Raw genomic sequence first — 18,750 nt, forward strand, 5'->3', positions numbered from 1 at the left:
GTTTTCAACTCCATGTACCTGGAATAATCTTGTCAATTATGTGCGAAGGTCAGGTAGAATAAAATGCCCTGTTACACTTGAGCGTGATCTGAGAAATTTGGAAGACGGTGGGTATAAGACGCAGAAATAAATCATGTTGATATGTTTCTGAAGACATCTTATGTTGAAGAAGTTACAAAGCTTGTTTTTAAATGAGTTAATTAACCCGTGTGATTGTTGCCTTTTCCAATTTGAAAGTATAAAACAGGTAATGTTTTTTCCTGGTTTCAAACCTTTTAACTGTTATGGAGAGTGATCATCTATACCGATGTAGAGGAGTAATGAATTAGGTAGAAGAATATAGAGCCTGCCCATTCTGATCGTGTGAAATTTCACAATATATAAACTTTATTATATGATATTGTGTAAAAGTTCTTCCTCATGATAAAGTGTCTAAACAAACTTCATATGAATTCCTTATATAACTATGGTGATATGGACCATAAGTCTCTACCTGGCAGCCTTAAATTGCCGGACTATAAGGAAAGTCATTCTATGCATGAAAAGTGTATGGGGCTTTCTTTGTATTGAGAGAAAGTCACATACGCTTTTTATTTTTTCCCTATAAGTGGTCTGACATCTTACGACTATATAGAAATATAAGAAATGATTGAAGTGAACATATCACTGGGAGGTATCTTGCTTTGAATTTTATTTTTGGCGTTTTTTCTTTAATGGGAGTACTGTTTTTGGCGTGGTTATGGAGCAGCAAGCGTTCTGCGATTAATTGGCGCATAGTCTTTACAGGTCTTGTGCTTGAATTTTTGCTTGTTTTGTTCGTTTTGAAGGTTCCTTTTGGACAAGCTATCCTGAATAATGCGGCACTCGGTGTTCAGCAGGTGATTGATTATAGCACGGAAGGGATCATGTTCGTCTTCGGAGGTTTTTATGAGGAAGGAACTAACATCACGTTCGTTTTTGCCATTAATGTCCTGGGTGCGATCATTTTTATTTCGGCACTGATTTCTGCGCTGTATTATTTACGCCTCATTCCTTTCTTTGTCAAATACATTGGAATTGGACTTGGCAGGATTTTAGGTACAACAAAAGTAGAATCGTTCAATGCGATCGGCAACTCCTTTTTAGGCTTAGTGGAAGCCCCACTATTGATCAAACCTTATCTGATCAAGCTAACGCGTTCAGAGGTTTTTGCTGTGATGGTTGGAGGAACCGCGTCGGCAAGCGGAGCCATATTAATCGGGTATTCTTTAATGGGAATAGACATGAAGTTACTGCTTCTTTCCGTTTTCAGTGTGCCACTCGTTTCGCTCATCATTGCTAAAGTGATGGAGCCTGAAACTGAGGAATCACAGACAAATGGTGATATTTCACTGGGAAAAACCACGCATACCAATGTATTCGAAGCAATTGCAGATGGCGCGTTGAACGGAACAAAGCTCGCCATTAATATTGGAGGTCTGCTGATCGCTTTTATTGGGATCCTGGCACTGATTAACGGTCTGCTGGGTCTTGTGAACACAGAGCTTTCAACTATTTTTGGCTACATCTTTTATCCTTTGGCAGTGCTGATCGGTATTCCGATGGATGAGGCATTCAAGGCTGCCTCAATTATAGGTACCAAGCTTTCAATTAACGAGTTTGTCGCATTCAGCGAGCTGTCGTCAATCATGGACGATCTTTCACCAAAGACAGTGGCCATTTTAACCATTGCGCTTTGTAACTTCGCAAACCTGTCTTCTATTGGACAATTGATTGTCGGACTTGGTTCCCTGGAGCCCAGCCAGCAAAAAACTGTATCCAAATTAAGCTTCAAGGCAATCGTGGCAGGAACACTGGCAAGCTTTATTACAGCGATTATTGTTGGTATCTTTTTATAAAATCATAACGATGGTGAAGGTATGAAGCAGACAGCTGTTAATAAAATCGGCAGCCATTATATGATTATTGCTTTCTTTAGTCAGCTGATTTGGAAAGGAAAATCATATTCACGAATAAAGATTTAGTATTAAAACTCCCCCTGCAGGCGTTATACTGTAAGAATGCTGTGCTGTATGCGCCATTGGTGTTAGCAGAGTGGTTGAAATTGATGATTGAAGAACAGGAGATCTAAATGAATAATTACAAATTAACAATCCAGTATGATGGTGGCCGATATAAAGGCTGGCAGCGACTTGGCAATAGTGACAATACGATTCAGGGGAAGATTGAAAACGTGTTGACAGAGCTTGCAGGAGAAAAGATTGATATTATCGGCTCCGGCAGAACGGATGCAGGCGTTCATGCCCTTGCTCAGATCGCTAACTTTAAGATGCGTAAACACGCAACAGAAGCTGAAGTGATGCAGTATCTAAACAAATATTTGCCTCATGATATCAGCGTGACTGATGTGACGATGGTACATGACCGCTTTCATTCACGCTACAATGCTAAGAATAAAACGTATATGTATAAGATCTGGAACGAGCAGTATACACATCCTTTTATGCGGAAATACAGCATGCATGTGGAAGGCAAGCTTGATCTTAATAAAATGAGAGAAGCCTCAAAACATTTTCTCGGTGAACATGACTTTACATCGTATTCCAACGCAAAATCAAAAAAGAAGTCTATGGTGCGTGAGATCTATTCAATTAAAATCAGTGAAAAAGACGGATTTTTAGAAATCAGCATGCAGGGGAATGGCTTTTTGTACAATATGGTCAGAAAAATTGTCGGAAGCCTGATTGAAGTAGGTTTGGGTGAAATGGATGCCGACGCAATCCCTGGCGTTCTTAAATCAAAAGAAAGAATTCAGACAGGCCGTATGGCAATTGCAGAGGGATTATATTTGGAGAAGGTCGGTTTTTAAGGTTTGTTGAATTGGTTCAGCTTCATGATGAAGAAATAAATATGATCATATTTTTTAAGCATTCACTTACAAATAGTGAGTGCTTTTTTATATTCATACATGCAATCAAATACATATATTTTTGAGAAAAACCATATATTCTAAAAATAAAGTGTGCAATACAGTTCAGGAAGGTGATCGATTGAAAAAACTCAATCCAGATCAGCTATATGTTGAATTCAAAAATGGCGTAACGATGACTGAACCGGTTATAGGTCGTAAGTATACATTAACGCACTCCGATATCACTGCAGAACTATTTCTAACGATTGGTCTTCAGTATGCTTTTGAAAAGATCAATGCCATGAGAGATGAAGTGCTTGCAGAATGGAAAATGACTAATGGATGTCCATTTCTGTATGTCTATGTTTATGTTGACGGAGAGTTTGGCCCGGCAGTTACTGCTGTGCGTGATGCTGTTTTCAGGCGTGAACTGCCTTTAGCTTTAGAAGCAATCAGATATGGAGATAGAAAATTCTTTGCAGCTCATCCAGCGTTAGACAGTGCGCCGGTATGGATTCATTTTGATTCATCAAATCCACAGTATCATAAGTTTGAGTACTGGGGCACTCCTCGTGATTATCAGTGATTTGCATCTGATCTCAATTGATGTTATTAAACCATCCAACATCCTGGATAACAGACAATTCACGACGTCTGATATCCAGGATGCTTTTTTTGTAATATGAAAATAAATGAATATATTTATTGATTATCGATAAATATATATTTATAATCAAATTAAATATCATGAGTTTCAATTAATTTGAAATCGGAAGGTGATGGTTGAATGAATCAATCAACAGGCATTTCACATATAGCAGTCATTATGGATGGGAACGGGCGCTGGGCGGAAAGAAGAGGGCTTTCGCGAACGGATGGTCATGTTGAAGGAGTATCGACGGTCGTGAAAATTGTAAAGAGAGCGTCTGAAAGAAACGTGAAGTTTTTAACGCTTTATACATTCTCATCTGAAAACTGGAAACGGCCGCAAAAGGAGGTTGAATTTATTCTGCAGCTGCCAAAGAAATTTCTTTTTCAGTATTTACCGGAGCTTATGAAGAACAATGTAAAAATCAATATACTCGGAGATCTGCAGCGGCTCCCATATGGTACACGTGAAGCACTTAAGCATGCAGTGAAAAAGACGGCTAAAAATGATGGGTTGCAGCTGAATTTTGCATTAAATTACGGAGGGAGGCAGGAAATACTTAGAGCCTTTAAAACAATGAGAGAAGAAAACGTGGAGTTTACTGAAGAAGCCGTTTCGAAATATCTTTACACGAATCAGATGCCCGAGCCGGACCTGCTGATCAGAACAGGTGGAGAAAAGAGGCTCAGTAATTTTCTGCTCTGGCAGATGGCGTATACTGAATTTTATTTTTCTGATGCGCTTTGGCCTGATTTTTCAAATGAAGAGTTTGACCTTGCAATGAACGAATTCAATGTAAGACACAGACGCTTTGGTGGATTGTAAGCTTTCAACTTAATAAAGGAGGGGGAGTTCAAAATGAGTTCAATTGCAGAAGATATTTCTATAAAAAGAAAAATGCTATACACAGCCTCTCAATTAATGAGTTTCGCTAAAGAGATGGCATTGTCATGTATTTTTCCACTTGTTATCTTTTGCTCGCTCGCTTTAACTGAAGTCATTGCACTTCCCTTCTTTTCCAGATATGACTGGCTGCTGATGATTTTTCTTACGATGCAATGGTGGATGGTAAAAACCGGGCTTGAAACAGTCGATGAATTAAAGGTGATCTGTCTATTTCATATGATTGGTCTGTTGCTTGAAGTCTATAAAGTACATATGGGTTCATGGTTTTATCCGGAAGCAGGTCTGTTCAAAGTCGATGATGTACCGTTATATAGCGGTTTTATGTATGCAAGCGTTGCAAGCTTTTTGTGTCAGGCATGGAGAAGGATTGATGTCATAATGGTCAATTGGCCGGCACCCTGGCTTGTCATACCGGTGGCGACACTGATCTATTTAAATTTCTTTACACATCACTTCTGGCTGGACCTCAGATGGCTGCTGCTTTGCAGTGTGGTTGTTATTTTCATGAGGACGTCAGTCAGTTTCAAAGTCAGGGGAGCAGTCTACCACATGCCTCTGACACTCTCATTTATTTTTACAGGCTTTTTCATCTGGATTGCAGAAAATATCGCTACTTTTTTTAATGCATGGCAGTATCCTAATCAGCAGGCAGGCTGGGAAATTGTCCATGTGGGAAAAGTCAGTTCGTGGGTTCTTTTAGTCATTGTCAGTTTTCTGATTGTTGCCAGTCTGAAAAGAATGAAATCTGCACAGCAGACTTGACCTGAAACGCGTTTCATCCTTTACGTTCGATCTATAAGAACAAAAGGAGGGCACGCGTATGTTGTTTTTACCTGTATTATGTGCAATTGTTTATGTAGCTTGTCTGGCGGGTTCAAGGGTTAAGCCGGAGCAGGTGCAGCCAATTGAATCAATCGAGGATTACTTCCGTTGAGGTGAAGGTATGGCAAATATTCGGGATGTAGCAAGAATCGCAGGTGTATCTGTCACAACTGTATCAAGGGTGCTGAATCAACATCCATATGTACAGGAGGAAAAAAGGCAGGCAGTGCTCGCAGCAATAGAAGAGAGTGGATATGTGAAAAATATGAATGCAGTTAACCTGAGTACCGGAAAGACTGAAATGATTGGGGTTGTTCTGCCGTTTACTGACCATCCTTATTTTGCTGCACTTCTTAAAGGCATTGCTGAAGAAGCACGTGTTCATCGCAAAAAACTGGTGGTGTTTCAGACCGATTATCAAACAGATCAGGAAATCGCAGCACTTGAAATGCTGAAGCACAAACAAATTGATGCCTGTATTTTCTGCTCGCGCTCAAGTGAATGGGACTTGATTCAACCCTATCAAGCGTTTGGACAGATTGTCATGTGTGAGGAGATTCATGAAAAAGTTTCCTATACTTTTATTGACCAGTATGAAGTGTTTATGAACGCACTGAACTATCTTGATCAGAAGGGCTACAAGCGGATCGGTTACTGTATCGGGAGACGGTCGGGTACAAATAGTCAGGAAAGAGAACGTGCATATAGAGAATTTTTAGAAAAAAGAAAGATGCCATTTAATGAATCCTGGATTTTTGATGATTGTTATCATGTGCAGGATTGGGAACGGGTGCTGCATGAGATCAGCCGCCTGTCTCAAAAGCCGGATGCACTTTTAGTGACAAATGATCAGACAGCTGCGGGTATTGTCATTACTGCTGAAAAGACAGGACTGAATGTTCCAGAAGACCTTGGGATCATGGGATTTGATAATCATCCGATTGCTGAGATGCTATCAATTACAACGATTGATCTCCCTTTAGAAGAAATGGGAAGAAATTTGTTCAGGCAGTCCCTGAAGCATGAAATTGAGAAGCAGGAAGTCAGCGTTTCACTGATTGAGAGAAAAACAGTGTGAATTCTTTTATATACAATTGGTATTTGAAGATGTTGCCTAAGCAGCATCTTTTTTTTAAAAAGATTATTTATATTTCTGCACAGCTGGTGATTGAAGCGTAAGGGGCGACTCCTGCGGAAAAACGATCGTGAAAGACCCCGGAAGGCAGTGCTCTTCTGCCTGAGGAGGCTTGAGCGTTCGTCCGCGGAAAGCGTCCCCTGAAGCAGAAATCAACAGCCAACTTTTAAAAAGCCTTATTCGAAACAGAACATTCTCAATTGAGAAAAAATACCTTTGACTTCTGAGTAAAAAGTAGGATAATAAAGTTAAAATCTTTAAAATGGGTCTTTTGATTCGTATTCTAAATTGAATAGGAGAGAGAACATGGATTATCTGGTGCAATTTCAGTTGAATGTTTTTGCCTTCGCTATATTGATTATCCTTTATATCATCGTAAAGATGAGGTCAAAAGTGGAAACCTTCAGTAAGAAGCTGCTGATCTTAATCATGATTACAAGCGCAATTGCGATGATACTCGAGCCGGCTACCTGGATTTTTGATGGAATGCTTTTCCCGGGTGCATATTTTCTGGAATACAGTTCGAACTTCTTTCTGTTTCTCGTTGGTCCAGTCCTTGGCGGATTCATGCTGTCCTATGTAGATTATCATATATTTAAAGATCCCAAACGTATTTATAAAAAAGGGTATTACCAGCATTTAAGTGTCATGACTTTCTTTGTCTTAGTGATCAATCTGTTTTATCCGGTTTATTTTGATGTGGATACTGCAACAAACAGTTACAGCAGTGGTGCTTTTAAAGAAGTTCACTATGTAGTGCTTGCAAGCTTCTATATTTACATGATTTATTTTTTATTTAAAAACCGTAAAAAAACAAGTTCTTACGTCGTGAATATATTCCTTGGGTTCTTTGCGTTACCTATTGTCGGTATGGTTGTTCAGATGTTTGATTCAAAATTATATTTTTCCTGGACTTCTGGCGTGCTGGGTATTCTGGTCGCCTATATATTTCTTGAGTCCACTTCAACTGAAGAAGATTTTCTTACAAAGCTTTATAACAGATGGAGTACAGAAGTGTATATGAAGCACCTGAAAGAAGCGGAAAAGACATTCGGGATTATGCTGATGGATCTGAATTATTTTAAGGAGATTAACGATGAGCATGGTCATCATAAAGGGGATCAGGTTCTTATCGGATTTGCAAATATCCTGAAGAAATCATTTCAACAAAAAGGGTTGATCGCCAGACTTGGCGGGGATGAATTTATTATCATTTTTGAAGGCGAGCATATTAATCCAGATCAGATTGCTGAAGACATTCACAGCCAGCTGAAAAAACAGAGTGACCCGATCCTGCAATCACTCAGATTCAGCTATGGATATGAATTGTATCAGCAGCATCAATCTTTAAATGAAATGTATATGACTGCTGATGAAAAGATGTATCAGCATAAGCATACTTCTAAGATGATGCATGGACAGGGAAAGATGATTTAAAAAAAGAGGCCGCGGCCTCTTTTTTCCATGCTATCTGATTGCAGAAAATCCATCCATTAAAGTGCTGAGGTTTTTTTCGTAGTCAGCAGTCTTTCTTACATTTTGAATGATCAGCCTGCTATTAGGAAAAGTCGGCATTCTTTCCATACTGAAGGATAGATCCTGTTCAGGAACATCATAGGTCAGATTTTTTGCGAAGAATTCAAAAAATGAACTCATGACAATCACAGTCAGCCATTCTCCGGCACAGCGATGTCCCGTATGATGATCTCCTCCGCCCTGTGGAATAAATGAAAATGGACTGCCTTTCCAGCCATCAAACCGTTCAGGAATAAAAGAGTCAGCCTTTTCCCAGCTGTCAGGGTGACGGTTTGTCCCAAAAATGTCCAGTACAACGAGTGTATCTTTTTTAAATTTATAACCTTTAAACTCAAAGTTCTTTTTCACTTTCGCGGCCATAGCAGGAACAAAAGGATAAAATCTTCTGGTTTCCTGGGCAAACATATGACTGTATCTAGGGTGTTGCTGAAGCTTGGTGACAGTCTCCGGGTGCTCATGCATCGCAAGTACACCGAAAGTCAGGAAATAAGCAGTTGCTAATAGAGGTCTGAATGAATTGCTGAGTTCAACAGCAGCCGTTCCTTTGTCAAACCTCTTACCATTGTTCTCTCTATGATGAGCCATAATATAAGCTGCTGTATTCGGAGGTGGACTCATTTTTCCTTTTCTGACTCCTTTAATGATCTCCTGCAGCCAGGCTTCATGACTGTCACGTGCTTTTTTACCGTCTTTAAATCTTGAAAGGGAACCACCGAAAGAGTCGATCATCTCAATCATTTCACGTGTGCGCTGCTGTACTTCGTCCTCTTCAAGCGGAACGCCTGCCCACTCACAGCCAGCTCTTGCTAAAATCTCCTGCATTTCCTCAAAAAGGTACACTTCATCTGCTGTTTTCCATTGATTCACTTTTCGATCCAGATGTTCTAATGCCATCCTTTTTAAGTCCTCTACACGATCAGGAGTGAACATCGAGAGAAAGGTCCGCTTGCGGTTCAGGTGCGCTTCCCCGTCCATTCCATGCAGACTTCCATCACCAAATAAAGACATTTTCAGCGGCTTAGGCATCGCATCCTCACGCTTAAATTTTTCCGTGTCATAAAACAGTTCAGAAGCTTCTTCACCAGCTATACAGATTGCTTTTTTACCAAGCAGTCTCGTTTCAAAAATATCAGACCCAAGTTTTTCACGCTGATTTGGGAGGAAATAGAAGCCCTCTTTTATGAGTGAAAGTGAATGATCTAATCCTTTAGCACGCGGTACAGGCTTTTTAACGTCCATTTACAGCAGCTCCTTTTTATGTATATATTCCTTCAACTACCCTCAGCAGGTGTTCGTAAACGCTGGTCCCGAACGCTTGTTTCAACGTCAATTTAGACTGTATCAGAAAAATGAAGCAACAAATTCACTAATTTGAAACCTGATGAATGATTATTTGGTACGATAGTTAAGAAGTTTTTTAAGGAAGGTGATCATTGATGTCATCCGTACTGTCAAAAATATATGAGGGCTTCATGATCATACTTGTTATCTTTACGATTACAACGTTGTGGAGTGATCAGCCATACAGCTCAGTCACAAACTGGATCGTCTGGCTCATCTTTTTTATCGATTTTTCCGTCAGGCTTTTCAGGTCAGATTCCAAATGGGGATTTATAAAAAAGCATCCATTTTTAACGATTGCTATCATTCCGCTTGATCAGTTTTTCCAGGCTGCAAGAATTGTCAGGGTAATCTACCTTTTTCGTACAAAGACCATTACCAAGCATTACATTCAGCCTGTGATTGACAGACTTACAAACGCCTCAAAAATGATCATTCTGGTAAGCGTAATCAGTCTGTTTTTCATAGAGTCTTTACTAATCTGGCAGCTTCCAAATGTGATAACAACTTATACAGAAGCCCTCACTTTTATCTTCAGCCAGCTGCTGTTTTTTGGCCGCCGCATTTATGAAATAGAGTCCGCACTCATGCATACCTTTGTGATTATCAATTCAATTATTGGTGTGATGATGCACGGGATTGCACTGCAGTGGCTGTTTAATAGATTTGATGATACATTTGCCACCATTAAAAAATACGTGAAAGATAAGGTATCTTCTTCGTGACGTTTTAAATTTCCTTCAACTGGGAACAAGTGGGGTATGACTTGTATACAGGAGGAATTTACTGATGAGTAAGACAATCTTTATTACCGGTGCAGGTACAGGCCTTGGCAGAGGCGCTGCACTCGGACTTGCCAGAGAAGGACATAAAGTGATTGCGACAACAGAACTGACTGCACAAAAAACAGATTTAATGAGAGAAGCGGAAGCTCAGGGACTTGATATAGAAGTATTCAAACTTGATATCACAAATCAGCGTGACCTTTCAGAAATCACGAAGCATGACTTTGATATTTTTGTGGGGAATGCAGCAATTAATGAAGGCGGACCACTCGGGGAAGTGCCAATGGACCGCTTCCGTGCATTATTTGAGGTCAACGTATTTGCAACGCTGGAATCTGCTCAGCTGGCCGCACAAAAACTTGTGAAAAAAGGGAGCGGTAAAATCATCTTTATGAGCTCAATGGCAGGGATCTCTGCTACACCTTATGTTGGGCCATATACTGCAACGAAGCACGCACTTGAAGGGATCGCACAAACGATGAAAGCCGAACTTGAAGACCATGGAGTAAAGGTGGCTACAATCAATCCCGGCCCATTTGCAACAGGCTTTAACAAACGCAGTGCTGAAGAAAAGTGGAAATGGTATAACGAGAACGAACATTTCACGCGTAAAGAAGACATGATCGAGCAGGAGGAAGGCTTGAAAGAGTTTGATCCTGAAGATATGATCAAAAAAATGATTGAAATCATTCCTGCAGATCAGCATAAGTTCCGTACAGTTTATCCACAGGAAACTGAGGATCAGCTGAAGAAAACACAGAAAGAACGCTGGGATATGGAGATTTAACAGGAAAGCAGCTGTCTGTCAGCTGCTTTTTCTGTGCGGTAAATCCTGATCTGCGTTAAACTGTATATACAAACTAAAAAAGGTAGGATGAATAATGGAAAAAAGTATAATTTTCTTCGATATCGACGGAACATTACTCAACCAGGATAAAAAACTGCCTGCTTCAACAAAAGAGGCAATCGTTAAACTGCAGGAACTCGGTCATGAAGTCGCAATCGCTACAGGGCGTGCACCATTTATGTATGAAAATCTGAGACAGGAACTTGGTATCCGCTCATTTATCAGCTATAACGGTCAATATGTTGTGTTAAATGATGAAGTGATATTTGCAAATCCTCTCAACGCAGATGCATTGGAAAAGCTGACTGCAACTGCGGTTGAAAATGAACATCCGGTCGTATACATGGATCACGAGGATATGAAAGCCAACGTACGTCAGCATGCCTATATAGAAGAAAGTATCGGGACATTAAAAATCGGTATGGAACCGACACATGACCCTGATTACCATATAGATCGCCCACTCTATCAATCGCTCTTATTCTGTGAACGTGGAGAAGAGGAACAGTATCGGGAAACTTTTAAAGACTTTGACTTTATCAGATGGCATGCATACTCAGTTGATATTCTGCCAAAGGGTGGTTCAAAGGCGCAGGGAATTGCTAAAATGGTTGAACAGTTAGGCTATCCGCCAGCGCGCCAATATGCATTCGGAGACGGCCTGAATGATATCGAAATGCTGTCTGCAGTAGAGAACAGCTTTGCGATGGGGAACGCGTTAGATGAAGTGAAACAATCTGCCAAATACGTGACAAAATCTGTGGAGGAAGATGGTATTCTGCACGGATTGAAGATGGCAAAACTGATTAAGTAAAAAAACATCCGGGGCCTTGGGCGCCGGATGTTTTTTTATATGTGCGGGAGGTAGGCCTTTTTACATGATTCTACGAACGAGCGCACTTTTTCTACGAAAGTCAGGTGTTTTTCTAAGAATAATGCGGTGTGTTCTAAGAACCATCCCATGTTATCTCCGAACACCCGACATTATACTCCGAACCGAACAAACAACCTCACTCCTCACCCGACCAATACAACTTCACTGACTCATTAAACTTTTTCAGCAGACGCCCAAATTGCTCGCGTTCATCATCTGTCCAGTCAAAAAGTAGTTCATCGACTTTTTCTTTTCTAATCTTTTGATATTCCAACATTTCACGCTGACCGGCTTTAGTAATTTCATATAAATAGGATCGTTTGTCCTTTGGGTGGGGTACTTTCTTGATATAACCCTTTTGATCAAGAGATGCAGCCTGTCTGCTGACAGTGGAGATATCGAGCTGAAGTTCTTCAGCGAGCCCTTTTACTCCTGCAGGACCATACGTTGAGATCTGGAATAAAAGGAGATAAGCTGCCCTGACGAGATTTTCTTCCCGTTTGCTTCTGGACACTGAGGCGATTCTTCTGGAGAGAACCGCCATTTCCAGCTCGATTTGTGCTGATGATTCTTCTTTCATGTGAAATACCGCCTTCATATCGATTTAAGCAAGTTTCTTGCCACCTATTAGTTGTATGATACAATCATATAGTTGTATAATGCAAACACTTGATTCGTTTTACGAAATTAAATAGACAGAAAGAAGGAAATAGAAATGGCACATGCAGAAAGTCAGCCTGCTGCCGGGGCAGGTATTAATAAGGTTCCACTGCTCATTGTGTTGATCTCAGGGGCTTTTGTTGCAATTTTAAATCAGACACTTCTGGCCACTGCAATTCCTGTGATTATGGAAGATCTGCAACTGAATGCATCTACTGCGCAGTGGCTGCAGTCAATTTTTATGCTGGTAAACGGGATTATGATTCCGATCACTGCCTTTTTAATTGAGCGATTTACAACGAGGAGATTATTCCTGACAGCAATGGGATTATTCGCGTTAGGAACACTTGTCTGTGCGATCGCGCCAAACTTCGGATTCCTACTGACAGGCCGCGTTTTACAGGCATCCGGGGCAGGGATTATTATGCCGCTGATGCAGACAATCTTGTTTTTGATTTTCCCGATTGAAAAGCGCGGACAGGCGATGGGCATGTTCGGTCTTGTTATTGCATTCGCACCCGCAATTGGACCTACGTTATCAGGCTGGATGGTAGATCAGTTCCCTTGGAGAAGCTTATTTTATATTATTCTCCCGGTTGTGATCATTGATATCATCGTTGCTTATTTTATTTTAAAAAATGTAACGAAGCAGACTTTTCCGAAGGTGGATCCAATTTCAATTGCGCTTTCCACACTTGGTTTTGGTGGATTATTGTATGCTTTCAGTACTGCAGGGAACAGTGGGTGGGCAAGTGCTCAGGTGCTGATTTCACTGGTTGTTGGTCTGATTGCACTGCCAATCTTTATTACAAGACAGTCAAAACTTGAACAGCCGATGCTTGAGTTCAAAGTATTCCGCAATAAAGTCTTTACGATCACCACCATTATCGGAATGGTTGTATTTATTGCAATGATCGGAGGAGCGGTTGTACTGCCGCTATTGATGCAGAATATGCTTGGGTTTACGGCATTTGAATCCGGCTTAATGCTGCTGCCGGGCGCAGTACTTATGGGACTGATGAATCCCGTGTCAGGAAAGCTGTTTGATATGTTTGGTGCAAGATGGCTTGCGATTACCGGCATGTCACTGCTGACGATTACCACGTTTATGTTTACCAACCTGACAACGGAGACAACTTTTACGTATCTGGCTTCTGTGAATGCTGTCCGGATGTTCGGGCTGGCACTTGTGATGATGCCGGTTACGACTGCAGGACTGAATCAGCTGCCGACACGCCTGATTCCACACGGTACAGCGATGAATAACACGATGCGTCAAATTGCCGGTGCAGTTGGTACAGCACTGCTTGTGACAGTGATGTCCAATGCAGCGATCCCATCACAGGGGATGGAAGGCATGGTACACGGGGTTAATGTGTCATTTGTCGTGGCAGGGATTACAGCACTGATCGGGCTTATTCTCGCATTCTTTGTTAAATCCAAAAAAGAAATTGATCGTGACATAGCAAATGAAAATCGTGCTTAAAACAAGACAGTGCTCAGTGATGGGCGCTGTCTTTTTTCTCGTTATGTAAACGTTTTTTATCTGGAAATATAGGGTAAAGTCAATCATCAACATAAAACGGAGGAAATCAAATGGTATTAAAAAGTTCAGGATTACTGACAAAAGAAGATATGGAAAATCACGAACAGCTGCCGGATTGGCTGATTAAAGAATATAACACATTTGAAAAAACAGTACTCGACCCGACATTCCCCTGTTATTTTGGCATGAAAGGTCAGCGAAAAGGAGAACTTCGCTATGCATACATATCACAGGATGACTGGACCAATTTACCGGATGCAGTCGGAGAATTTCTGACACTGTTCAATGAGGCGACGAAGATTAAGCATGGACTGTTTATTTTTGTGGAGCCTTTTAAAGAAGAAGGGAAGCTCGATAAATATCGTTCGCAGTTCTGGGATATTATCCAGTATCTTCACGACAAAGATACAGTTGAATGGCCTGAGGACCACCCTAGAGATCCTGAACATTTTCTATGGGATTTTCATTTTAAAGGGGAACCGATATTTGTATTCGGGAATGCTCCAGCTTATAAACAACGTAAAACGAGAGATCTTGGGAACAGCATGGTGCTCGGATTTCAGCCGCGCGCGATTTTCCAGGGACTTGAAGGAACAGAAAAAGGCGGTATTATGTCCCGTGAAAAAGTACGTGAGCGTGTAGAGGCGTGGGACCAGCTTCCAAAGCACCCTGATATCAGCCATTACGGAGATCCTGAACATAATGAATGGAAGCAGTCATTTATCGGTGATGACATTGAACCGATTACAGGTAAATGCCCATTTATGCATAAGGAAATGAAAATACACTCATAAAAGGAGCCGGCATGATGAAAAAGTGGAATACAAAAGATGTGAAAAGAACGCTGCCTGAGAGATTAGCAGATGCTCACAAAGGAACATATGGCACAGCGCTTATTGCAGCAGGAAGCAGATTCATGCCGGGGGCTGCTGTCCTTTCAGCAATTGCGTGTATGAGAAGTGGAGTAGGAAAGCTTGAGGTAGGCACAGAGGAAACAGTTATTCCGTATGTGATACAGCACCTGCCTGAAACGACCTTTGTACCGGGTTTTTATGAGCGGCTTGAGAATCTTTCGTTCGATCAATACCGCGTACTTGCTGCCGGTCCGGGAAGAGAAGCAGATGATGAAACAGAACATACGGTACACACCTTTTTGAAAACAGACCTTCCAGTCGTACTCGATGCCGGTGCGCTTAGTAAACGCAACTATCAAAAGAGAAAAAGTCCAACTATTTTAACGCCACACCCGGGTGAATTCCTTCGGATATCAGGCTGTGAAAAAGAGGATCTTGAGCAGAACAGACATGCAACTTTGAGTGACTTTGCGATGCATTCAGGCGTTACAGTTGTATTAAAAGGTAAACAGACACTGACTGCATTTCCTGATGGTAGCGTCTACGAAAATACAACCGGCAACAGTGCGTTATCCAAAGGTGGAACAGGAGATACACTGACCGGTATGATTACTGGGATGATCTGCTGTCATGAGAATTGGAAGCACGCAATTTTAAATGCAGTCTATCTTCATGGCGCCTGTGCAGATGAATGGATCAAAACAAAGTCTGCACATACAATGCTTGCTCATGAAATTAATGATCTTCTGCCTGAACTCTGGAAGAACTTCGAAAAATGAACATGAACAAATTGTGAAATAGTGAACAAACTATTGCAAGTTTGGGAAACATGCATTATTATAAAGGTATCAAATAAATGTGAAATGTTTCACAAAGTTAATTAATTGCAATAGCACTTATTTTTTTAAACTAACATGTGAAAAGTTTCACAATCAAAAGGAGAGTTTTACAATGGGTGAAAAATGGTGGAACGGTAAAGTAGCAGCAGGGATTTGGACAGTATTAAGAGTGTGGCTTGGTGTTCAATGGTTGCAGGCAGGATGGGGTAAGGTCACAGGAGAATTTGATGCGACAGGTTATCTGCAGGGGGCAATTGCTAAAGCAGGAGGCGAAGCGCCAGTCGTAGCAGGCTGGTACGGCACATTCCTAGAAACAGTTGCACTGCCAAATGCAGAAATCTTTAATATACTAATTCCTTGGGGAGAACTTTTTGTTGGATTAGGGCTGATCGTCGGCTTACTTACAATGCCAGCGTTAATAGCAGGTGCATTCATGAACCTCAACTTCCTGCTTGCAGGAACGATCAGCACAAACCCTGTACTGTTAACAGCAGCCGTTCTACTCATGTTCGCAGGATACGCTGCAATCCGCTTTGGCTTAGACAGATGGGCAGTGCCAATGGCAAAAGAAAAAGTAACGAGACGTACTTTAAGAGAGGTACATGCATAACACATGAAGAGCTGAAGGGCTGAATTGGTCCTTTGGCTTTTTTTGCTTGTGAGTGTTGGGGATGGTGTTAGCGAAGTGGGGAGCAGAGGATGGCAGCTGGGTAATAGACCAGGCAGTAGTGGTCGTCTGGTATTTTTTCTATCGGCAATGGGTCGGATTCGATCAGCAATTGTGGTTATTCCATCACCTTTCTCATTTATTCAGCCTGAGAGGATTTTTCAAAGATTATTGGCTCATCAATTGGAATTATTCGGTCACCTTTTCATTTATTCCATCACCTTTTCATTTTTTCGAGCCCTGTTGCCAGGTGCTGCATGAATTACTCCTGCCACTGGATTGATAGCGGTTTGAGCAGAAAAAAAGCATCAGTCACTTTCAGGTCGTATCCTACAGATCTCAAGTCATCTCCCGACAAAATAAGTTCACATTAAAGAATTTTGGGGTCACACAAAAAGACGCCAGTTTCAGCCCCGCGACAATTAGCATGTCGGAGCTGAACGAGCGTCTTCCGCTTTTCCACTATGTCCAGCTCCAGCGCCTAGACCCTCGAGTCATAAGTCAACCTGAGAAAACGGGAAAAGTCACCCGTTTCTCTCAGGCCGCCTTATGCATGTCGGGTCTGAACAAGGCGCTTCCGCTTTTCTATGATGTCCAGCTCCAGGCGCTAGCTCCTCGGGACATAAGCCACGCATCGGTAAACGGGGAAAAGCACCCGTTTTCCGCTCCGCGTCTTAAGCCTGTCGGAGCTGACCAAGCGCCCTCCGCTTTTCCAATTACTGTGCAGTATATCCGCCATCTACCAGCAAATTAATCCCGGTCACAAACTCATTCTCACACAAAAATACAATGGCGTGGGCAATTTCCTCTGGAACGCCTAGTCTGCCGATCGGATGTCTGGCAACGAGGCCGTCGTAGTAATCACCCAGTGCGGCTTTATTCACCATTCCTGATTCAACATAGCCGGGATTAACAGAATTTACCCTGATTTTTTTATCTGCGTATTCAAGCGCAAGTGATTTGGTGAGCGTATTGACTGCACCTTTACTTGCATTATAGGCAAAGGCTCCGGCCTGACCGACAAATCCAAGTATGGAAGATGTATTCACGATCGATCCGCCACCCGTTTTCAGCATTTCTCTGATCGCAAATTTTGAACCATAAAAGACGCCGTCCTGGTTGACGGCAATGACTTTTTTATAGTCCTCGGTAGATAGTTCGTGCGTTTCAGCAAGTGCACCGATCCCGGCATTGTTCACGAGGACGTCGAGCTGCCCAAAGTGTTTGACCGTGTATTCAATCATGCTTTTGACTGAATCTTCATTGCCGGTGTCGACATGAATATATGTTACCTTTTCTGATTTAAATTTTCTGCAGCTGCCTGCCCGCCCTCTTCGTTGGAGTCAGCGAGTACAACGTTCATTCCTTTTTTGACAAATGCTTCTACTGTTGCAAGTCCAATTCCCGAGGCACCACCGGTTACAATTGCAGTCTTTCCTGATAAATTAATCATCATCTTTCCTCCTTAAAATTGACTTCCAATTTTCATCATTCGACATAACTTTCCAGCTTCCTTCCCAAGGTGTAAATTGTTTTCATATTGTAATAATCAGGTAAGTGATTTGCCTTCTTTTCGTAAAATCAGTATAGTGAAAAGGCAGACAGTTATTGAATGAAAGAGAGTGAAATATATGGGACGTAAGTGGAATAATATTAAAGAGAAAAAAGCAGCTAAGGATGCAAATACGAGTCAGGTATATAACAAATTTGCAAGAGAGATTTATGTAACAGCTAAGCAGGGAGACCCGGATCCGGAAGCTAATACAGCACTTCGCATGGTACTTGACCGCGCTAAAACTTATAACGTGCCTAAAGCCATTATTGAGAGAGCAATAGAAAAGGCAAAAGGCGGGGGCGAAGAGAACTATGACAGCCTGCGTTATGAAGGATTTGGTCCTGCAGGGTCTATGATTATTGTGGATGCTCTCACAAACAACGTGAATCGTACTGCTTCTGAAGTACGAGCTGCATTTGGTAAAAACGGCGGCAATATGGGTGTAAGTGGATCTGTATCTTATATGTTTGATTCAACTGCTGTATTTGGTGTTGAAGATCAGTCAGCAGAAGAGATTCTTGAGCTGATGATGGAGAATGATATTGATGTGCGTGATGTACTTGAAGAAGAAAGCACAGTCATTATTTATGCAGAACCTGATCAGTACAATGCAGTTCAGCAGGCATTAAAAGAAAATGGGATCACTGAATTTACAGTGGCTGAACTGACGATGCTTGCGCAGAATGATGTCGCAGTATCAGAAGAGGATCAGGAGCAGATTGAAAAGCTGCTTAGTGTACTTGAAGAGCTTGAGGACGTTCAGCAGGTTTATCATAATGTAGATATGAATTAAATGGAGGGACGGACGACCACTAAGGTCGTCCGTCTTTTTGAGTGTGGCAGT

Annotated in this window: 18 protein-coding genes, 1 pseudogene and 1 riboswitch; of the genes and pseudogenes, 16 read left to right on the forward strand and 3 right to left on the reverse strand. The window is 41.5% G+C overall.

The features are described 5' to 3' along the window. Positions 1–436 precede the first annotated feature (436 nt). Positions 437–538, forward strand: a riboswitch (purine riboswitch). A gap of 190 nt (positions 539–728) precedes the next feature. The 7 genes from DH10bf12_RS09285 (at position 729) to DH10bf12_RS09315 (ending at position 7,839) form a co-directional block, all read left to right on the forward strand. Continuing rightward, positions 729–1,877: a NupC/NupG family nucleoside CNT transporter gene (locus tag DH10bf12_RS09285; protein WP_471735047.1), complete on the forward strand. Its 1,149-nt coding sequence runs from the start codon at positions 729–731 to the stop codon at positions 1,875–1,877. A 233-nt stretch (positions 1,878–2,110) separates the two neighbouring features. Then, positions 2,111–2,848, forward strand: a complete 738-nt coding sequence (gene truA, locus DH10bf12_RS09290) for a tRNA pseudouridine(38-40) synthase TruA (RefSeq protein ID WP_471735048.1) — start codon at positions 2,111–2,113, stop codon at positions 2,846–2,848. Positions 2,849–3,029: 181 nt separating this feature from the next. Beyond that, entirely contained in the window at positions 3,030–3,476 is a 447-nt protein-coding gene (locus DH10bf12_RS09295) for a staygreen family protein (protein WP_471735049.1), read from the forward strand. A 201-nt stretch (positions 3,477–3,677) separates the two neighbouring features. Beyond that, a complete protein-coding gene (locus tag DH10bf12_RS09300) occupies positions 3,678–4,364 on the forward strand; it encodes an isoprenyl transferase (protein WP_471735050.1) in 687 nt (228 codons plus the stop codon). Between the two features lie 33 nt (positions 4,365–4,397). Beyond that, complete coding sequence (locus DH10bf12_RS09305; RefSeq protein ID WP_471735051.1) at positions 4,398–5,207, forward strand: DUF817 domain-containing protein; 810 nt, start codon at positions 4,398–4,400, stop codon at positions 5,205–5,207. Between the two features lie 181 nt (positions 5,208–5,388). Further along, positions 5,389–6,345 carry a LacI family DNA-binding transcriptional regulator gene (locus tag DH10bf12_RS09310; RefSeq protein WP_471735052.1) on the forward strand — a complete coding sequence of 319 codons (957 nt, stop codon included), beginning with the start codon at positions 5,389–5,391 and terminating at the stop codon, positions 6,343–6,345. Between the two features lie 363 nt (positions 6,346–6,708). Beyond that, positions 6,709–7,839 carry a GGDEF domain-containing protein gene (locus DH10bf12_RS09315; protein WP_471735053.1) on the forward strand — a complete coding sequence of 377 codons (1,131 nt, stop codon included), beginning with the start codon at positions 6,709–6,711 and terminating at the stop codon, positions 7,837–7,839. Positions 7,840–7,869: 30 nt separating this feature from the next. On the opposite strand, the gene DH10bf12_RS09320 is transcribed toward DH10bf12_RS09315, so the two are convergent. Next, entirely contained in the window at positions 7,870–9,177 is a 1,308-nt protein-coding gene (locus DH10bf12_RS09320) for a cytochrome P450 (protein WP_471735054.1), read from the reverse strand. Between the two features lie 233 nt (positions 9,178–9,410). Between DH10bf12_RS09320 and DH10bf12_RS09325 the strand changes: the two genes are divergently transcribed. The 3 genes from DH10bf12_RS09325 (at position 9,411) to DH10bf12_RS09335 (ending at position 11,725) form a co-directional block, all read left to right on the forward strand. Next, entirely contained in the window at positions 9,411–10,004 is a 594-nt protein-coding gene (locus DH10bf12_RS09325) for a transporter (RefSeq protein WP_471735055.1), read from the forward strand. Between the two features lie 64 nt (positions 10,005–10,068). Further along, complete coding sequence (locus tag DH10bf12_RS09330) at positions 10,069–10,851, forward strand: SDR family oxidoreductase (RefSeq protein ID WP_471735056.1); 783 nt, start codon at positions 10,069–10,071, stop codon at positions 10,849–10,851. A gap of 94 nt (positions 10,852–10,945) precedes the next feature. Continuing rightward, positions 10,946–11,725: a Cof-type HAD-IIB family hydrolase gene (locus DH10bf12_RS09335; RefSeq protein WP_471735057.1), complete on the forward strand. Its 780-nt coding sequence runs from the start codon at positions 10,946–10,948 to the stop codon at positions 11,723–11,725. 196 nt (positions 11,726–11,921) lie between these two features. Here DH10bf12_RS09335 and DH10bf12_RS09340 read toward each other — a convergent pair whose 3' ends face one another. Next, positions 11,922–12,365, reverse strand: a complete 444-nt coding sequence (locus tag DH10bf12_RS09340; RefSeq protein WP_471735058.1) for a MarR family winged helix-turn-helix transcriptional regulator — start codon at positions 12,363–12,365, stop codon at positions 11,922–11,924. 135 nt (positions 12,366–12,500) lie between these two features. On the opposite strand from DH10bf12_RS09340, the gene DH10bf12_RS09345 reads away from it, so the two are divergent. The 5 genes from DH10bf12_RS09345 (at position 12,501) to DH10bf12_RS09365 (ending at position 16,634) form a co-directional block, all read left to right on the forward strand. Continuing rightward, positions 12,501–13,931: a DHA2 family efflux MFS transporter permease subunit gene (locus DH10bf12_RS09345; RefSeq protein WP_471735059.1), complete on the forward strand. Its 1,431-nt coding sequence runs from the start codon at positions 12,501–12,503 to the stop codon at positions 13,929–13,931. A 110-nt stretch (positions 13,932–14,041) separates the two neighbouring features. Next, positions 14,042–14,785, forward strand: a complete 744-nt coding sequence (locus tag DH10bf12_RS09350) for a YqcI/YcgG family protein (protein WP_471735060.1) — start codon at positions 14,042–14,044, stop codon at positions 14,783–14,785. A gap of 14 nt (positions 14,786–14,799) precedes the next feature. Next, positions 14,800–15,624 (forward strand): NAD(P)H-hydrate dehydratase, encoded by an 825-nt coding sequence (locus DH10bf12_RS09355; protein ID WP_471735061.1) that lies wholly within the window; start codon positions 14,800–14,802, stop codon positions 15,622–15,624. Positions 15,625–15,796: 172 nt separating this feature from the next. Continuing rightward, entirely contained in the window at positions 15,797–16,294 is a 498-nt protein-coding gene (locus tag DH10bf12_RS09360; RefSeq protein ID WP_471735062.1) for a DoxX family protein, read from the forward strand. Between the two features lie 61 nt (positions 16,295–16,355). Beyond that, positions 16,356–16,634, forward strand: coding sequence for a hypothetical protein (locus tag DH10bf12_RS09365; protein WP_471735063.1), 279 nt, complete (start codon positions 16,356–16,358; stop codon positions 16,632–16,634). Between the two features lie 433 nt (positions 16,635–17,067). On the opposite strand, the pseudogene DH10bf12_RS09370 reads toward DH10bf12_RS09365, so the two are convergent. After that, a pseudogene (locus DH10bf12_RS09370) lies at positions 17,068–17,804 on the reverse strand (SDR family NAD(P)-dependent oxidoreductase). A 178-nt stretch (positions 17,805–17,982) separates the two neighbouring features. Here DH10bf12_RS09370 and DH10bf12_RS09375 point away from each other — a divergent pair. After that, positions 17,983–18,699: a YebC/PmpR family DNA-binding transcriptional regulator gene (locus DH10bf12_RS09375; RefSeq protein WP_471735064.1), complete on the forward strand. Its 717-nt coding sequence runs from the start codon at positions 17,983–17,985 to the stop codon at positions 18,697–18,699. Positions 18,700–18,750 lie beyond the last annotated feature (51 nt).

This window comes from Jeotgalibacillus sp. 10bf12, assembly GCF_055597105.1.

Coding starts and splice junctions, on each gene's coding strand:
- DH10bf12_RS09325 (WP_471735055.1), top strand. CDS start 9,411: ATGATCATACTTGTTATCTTTACGATTACAACGTTGTGGAGTGATCAG.
- DH10bf12_RS09360 (WP_471735062.1), top strand. CDS start 15,797: ATGGGTGAAAAATGGTGGAACGGTAAAGTAGCAGCAGGGATTTGGACA.
- DH10bf12_RS09305 (WP_471735051.1), top strand. CDS start 4,398: ATGAGTTCAATTGCAGAAGATATTTCTATAAAAAGAAAAATGCTATAC.
- truA (WP_471735048.1), top strand. CDS start 2,111: ATGAATAATTACAAATTAACAATCCAGTATGATGGTGGCCGATATAAA.
- DH10bf12_RS09315 (WP_471735053.1), top strand. CDS start 6,709: ATGGATTATCTGGTGCAATTTCAGTTGAATGTTTTTGCCTTCGCTATA.
- DH10bf12_RS09345 (WP_471735059.1), top strand. CDS start 12,501: ATGGCACATGCAGAAAGTCAGCCTGCTGCCGGGGCAGGTATTAATAAG.
- DH10bf12_RS09300 (WP_471735050.1), top strand. CDS start 3,678: ATGAATCAATCAACAGGCATTTCACATATAGCAGTCATTATGGATGGG.
- DH10bf12_RS09320 (WP_471735054.1), bottom strand. CDS start 9,177: ATGGACGTTAAAAAGCCTGTACCGCGTGCTAAAGGATTAGATCATTCA.
- DH10bf12_RS09330 (WP_471735056.1), top strand. CDS start 10,069: ATGAGTAAGACAATCTTTATTACCGGTGCAGGTACAGGCCTTGGCAGA.
- DH10bf12_RS09340 (WP_471735058.1), bottom strand. CDS start 12,365: ATGAAAGAAGAATCATCAGCACAAATCGAGCTGGAAATGGCGGTTCTC.
- DH10bf12_RS09310 (WP_471735052.1), top strand. CDS start 5,389: ATGGCAAATATTCGGGATGTAGCAAGAATCGCAGGTGTATCTGTCACA.
- DH10bf12_RS09355 (WP_471735061.1), top strand. CDS start 14,800: ATGAAAAAGTGGAATACAAAAGATGTGAAAAGAACGCTGCCTGAGAGA.
- DH10bf12_RS09350 (WP_471735060.1), top strand. CDS start 14,042: ATGGTATTAAAAAGTTCAGGATTACTGACAAAAGAAGATATGGAAAAT.
- DH10bf12_RS09335 (WP_471735057.1), top strand. CDS start 10,946: ATGGAAAAAAGTATAATTTTCTTCGATATCGACGGAACATTACTCAAC.
- DH10bf12_RS09365 (WP_471735063.1), top strand. CDS start 16,356: ATGGTGTTAGCGAAGTGGGGAGCAGAGGATGGCAGCTGGGTAATAGAC.
- DH10bf12_RS09375 (WP_471735064.1), top strand. CDS start 17,983: ATGGGACGTAAGTGGAATAATATTAAAGAGAAAAAAGCAGCTAAGGAT.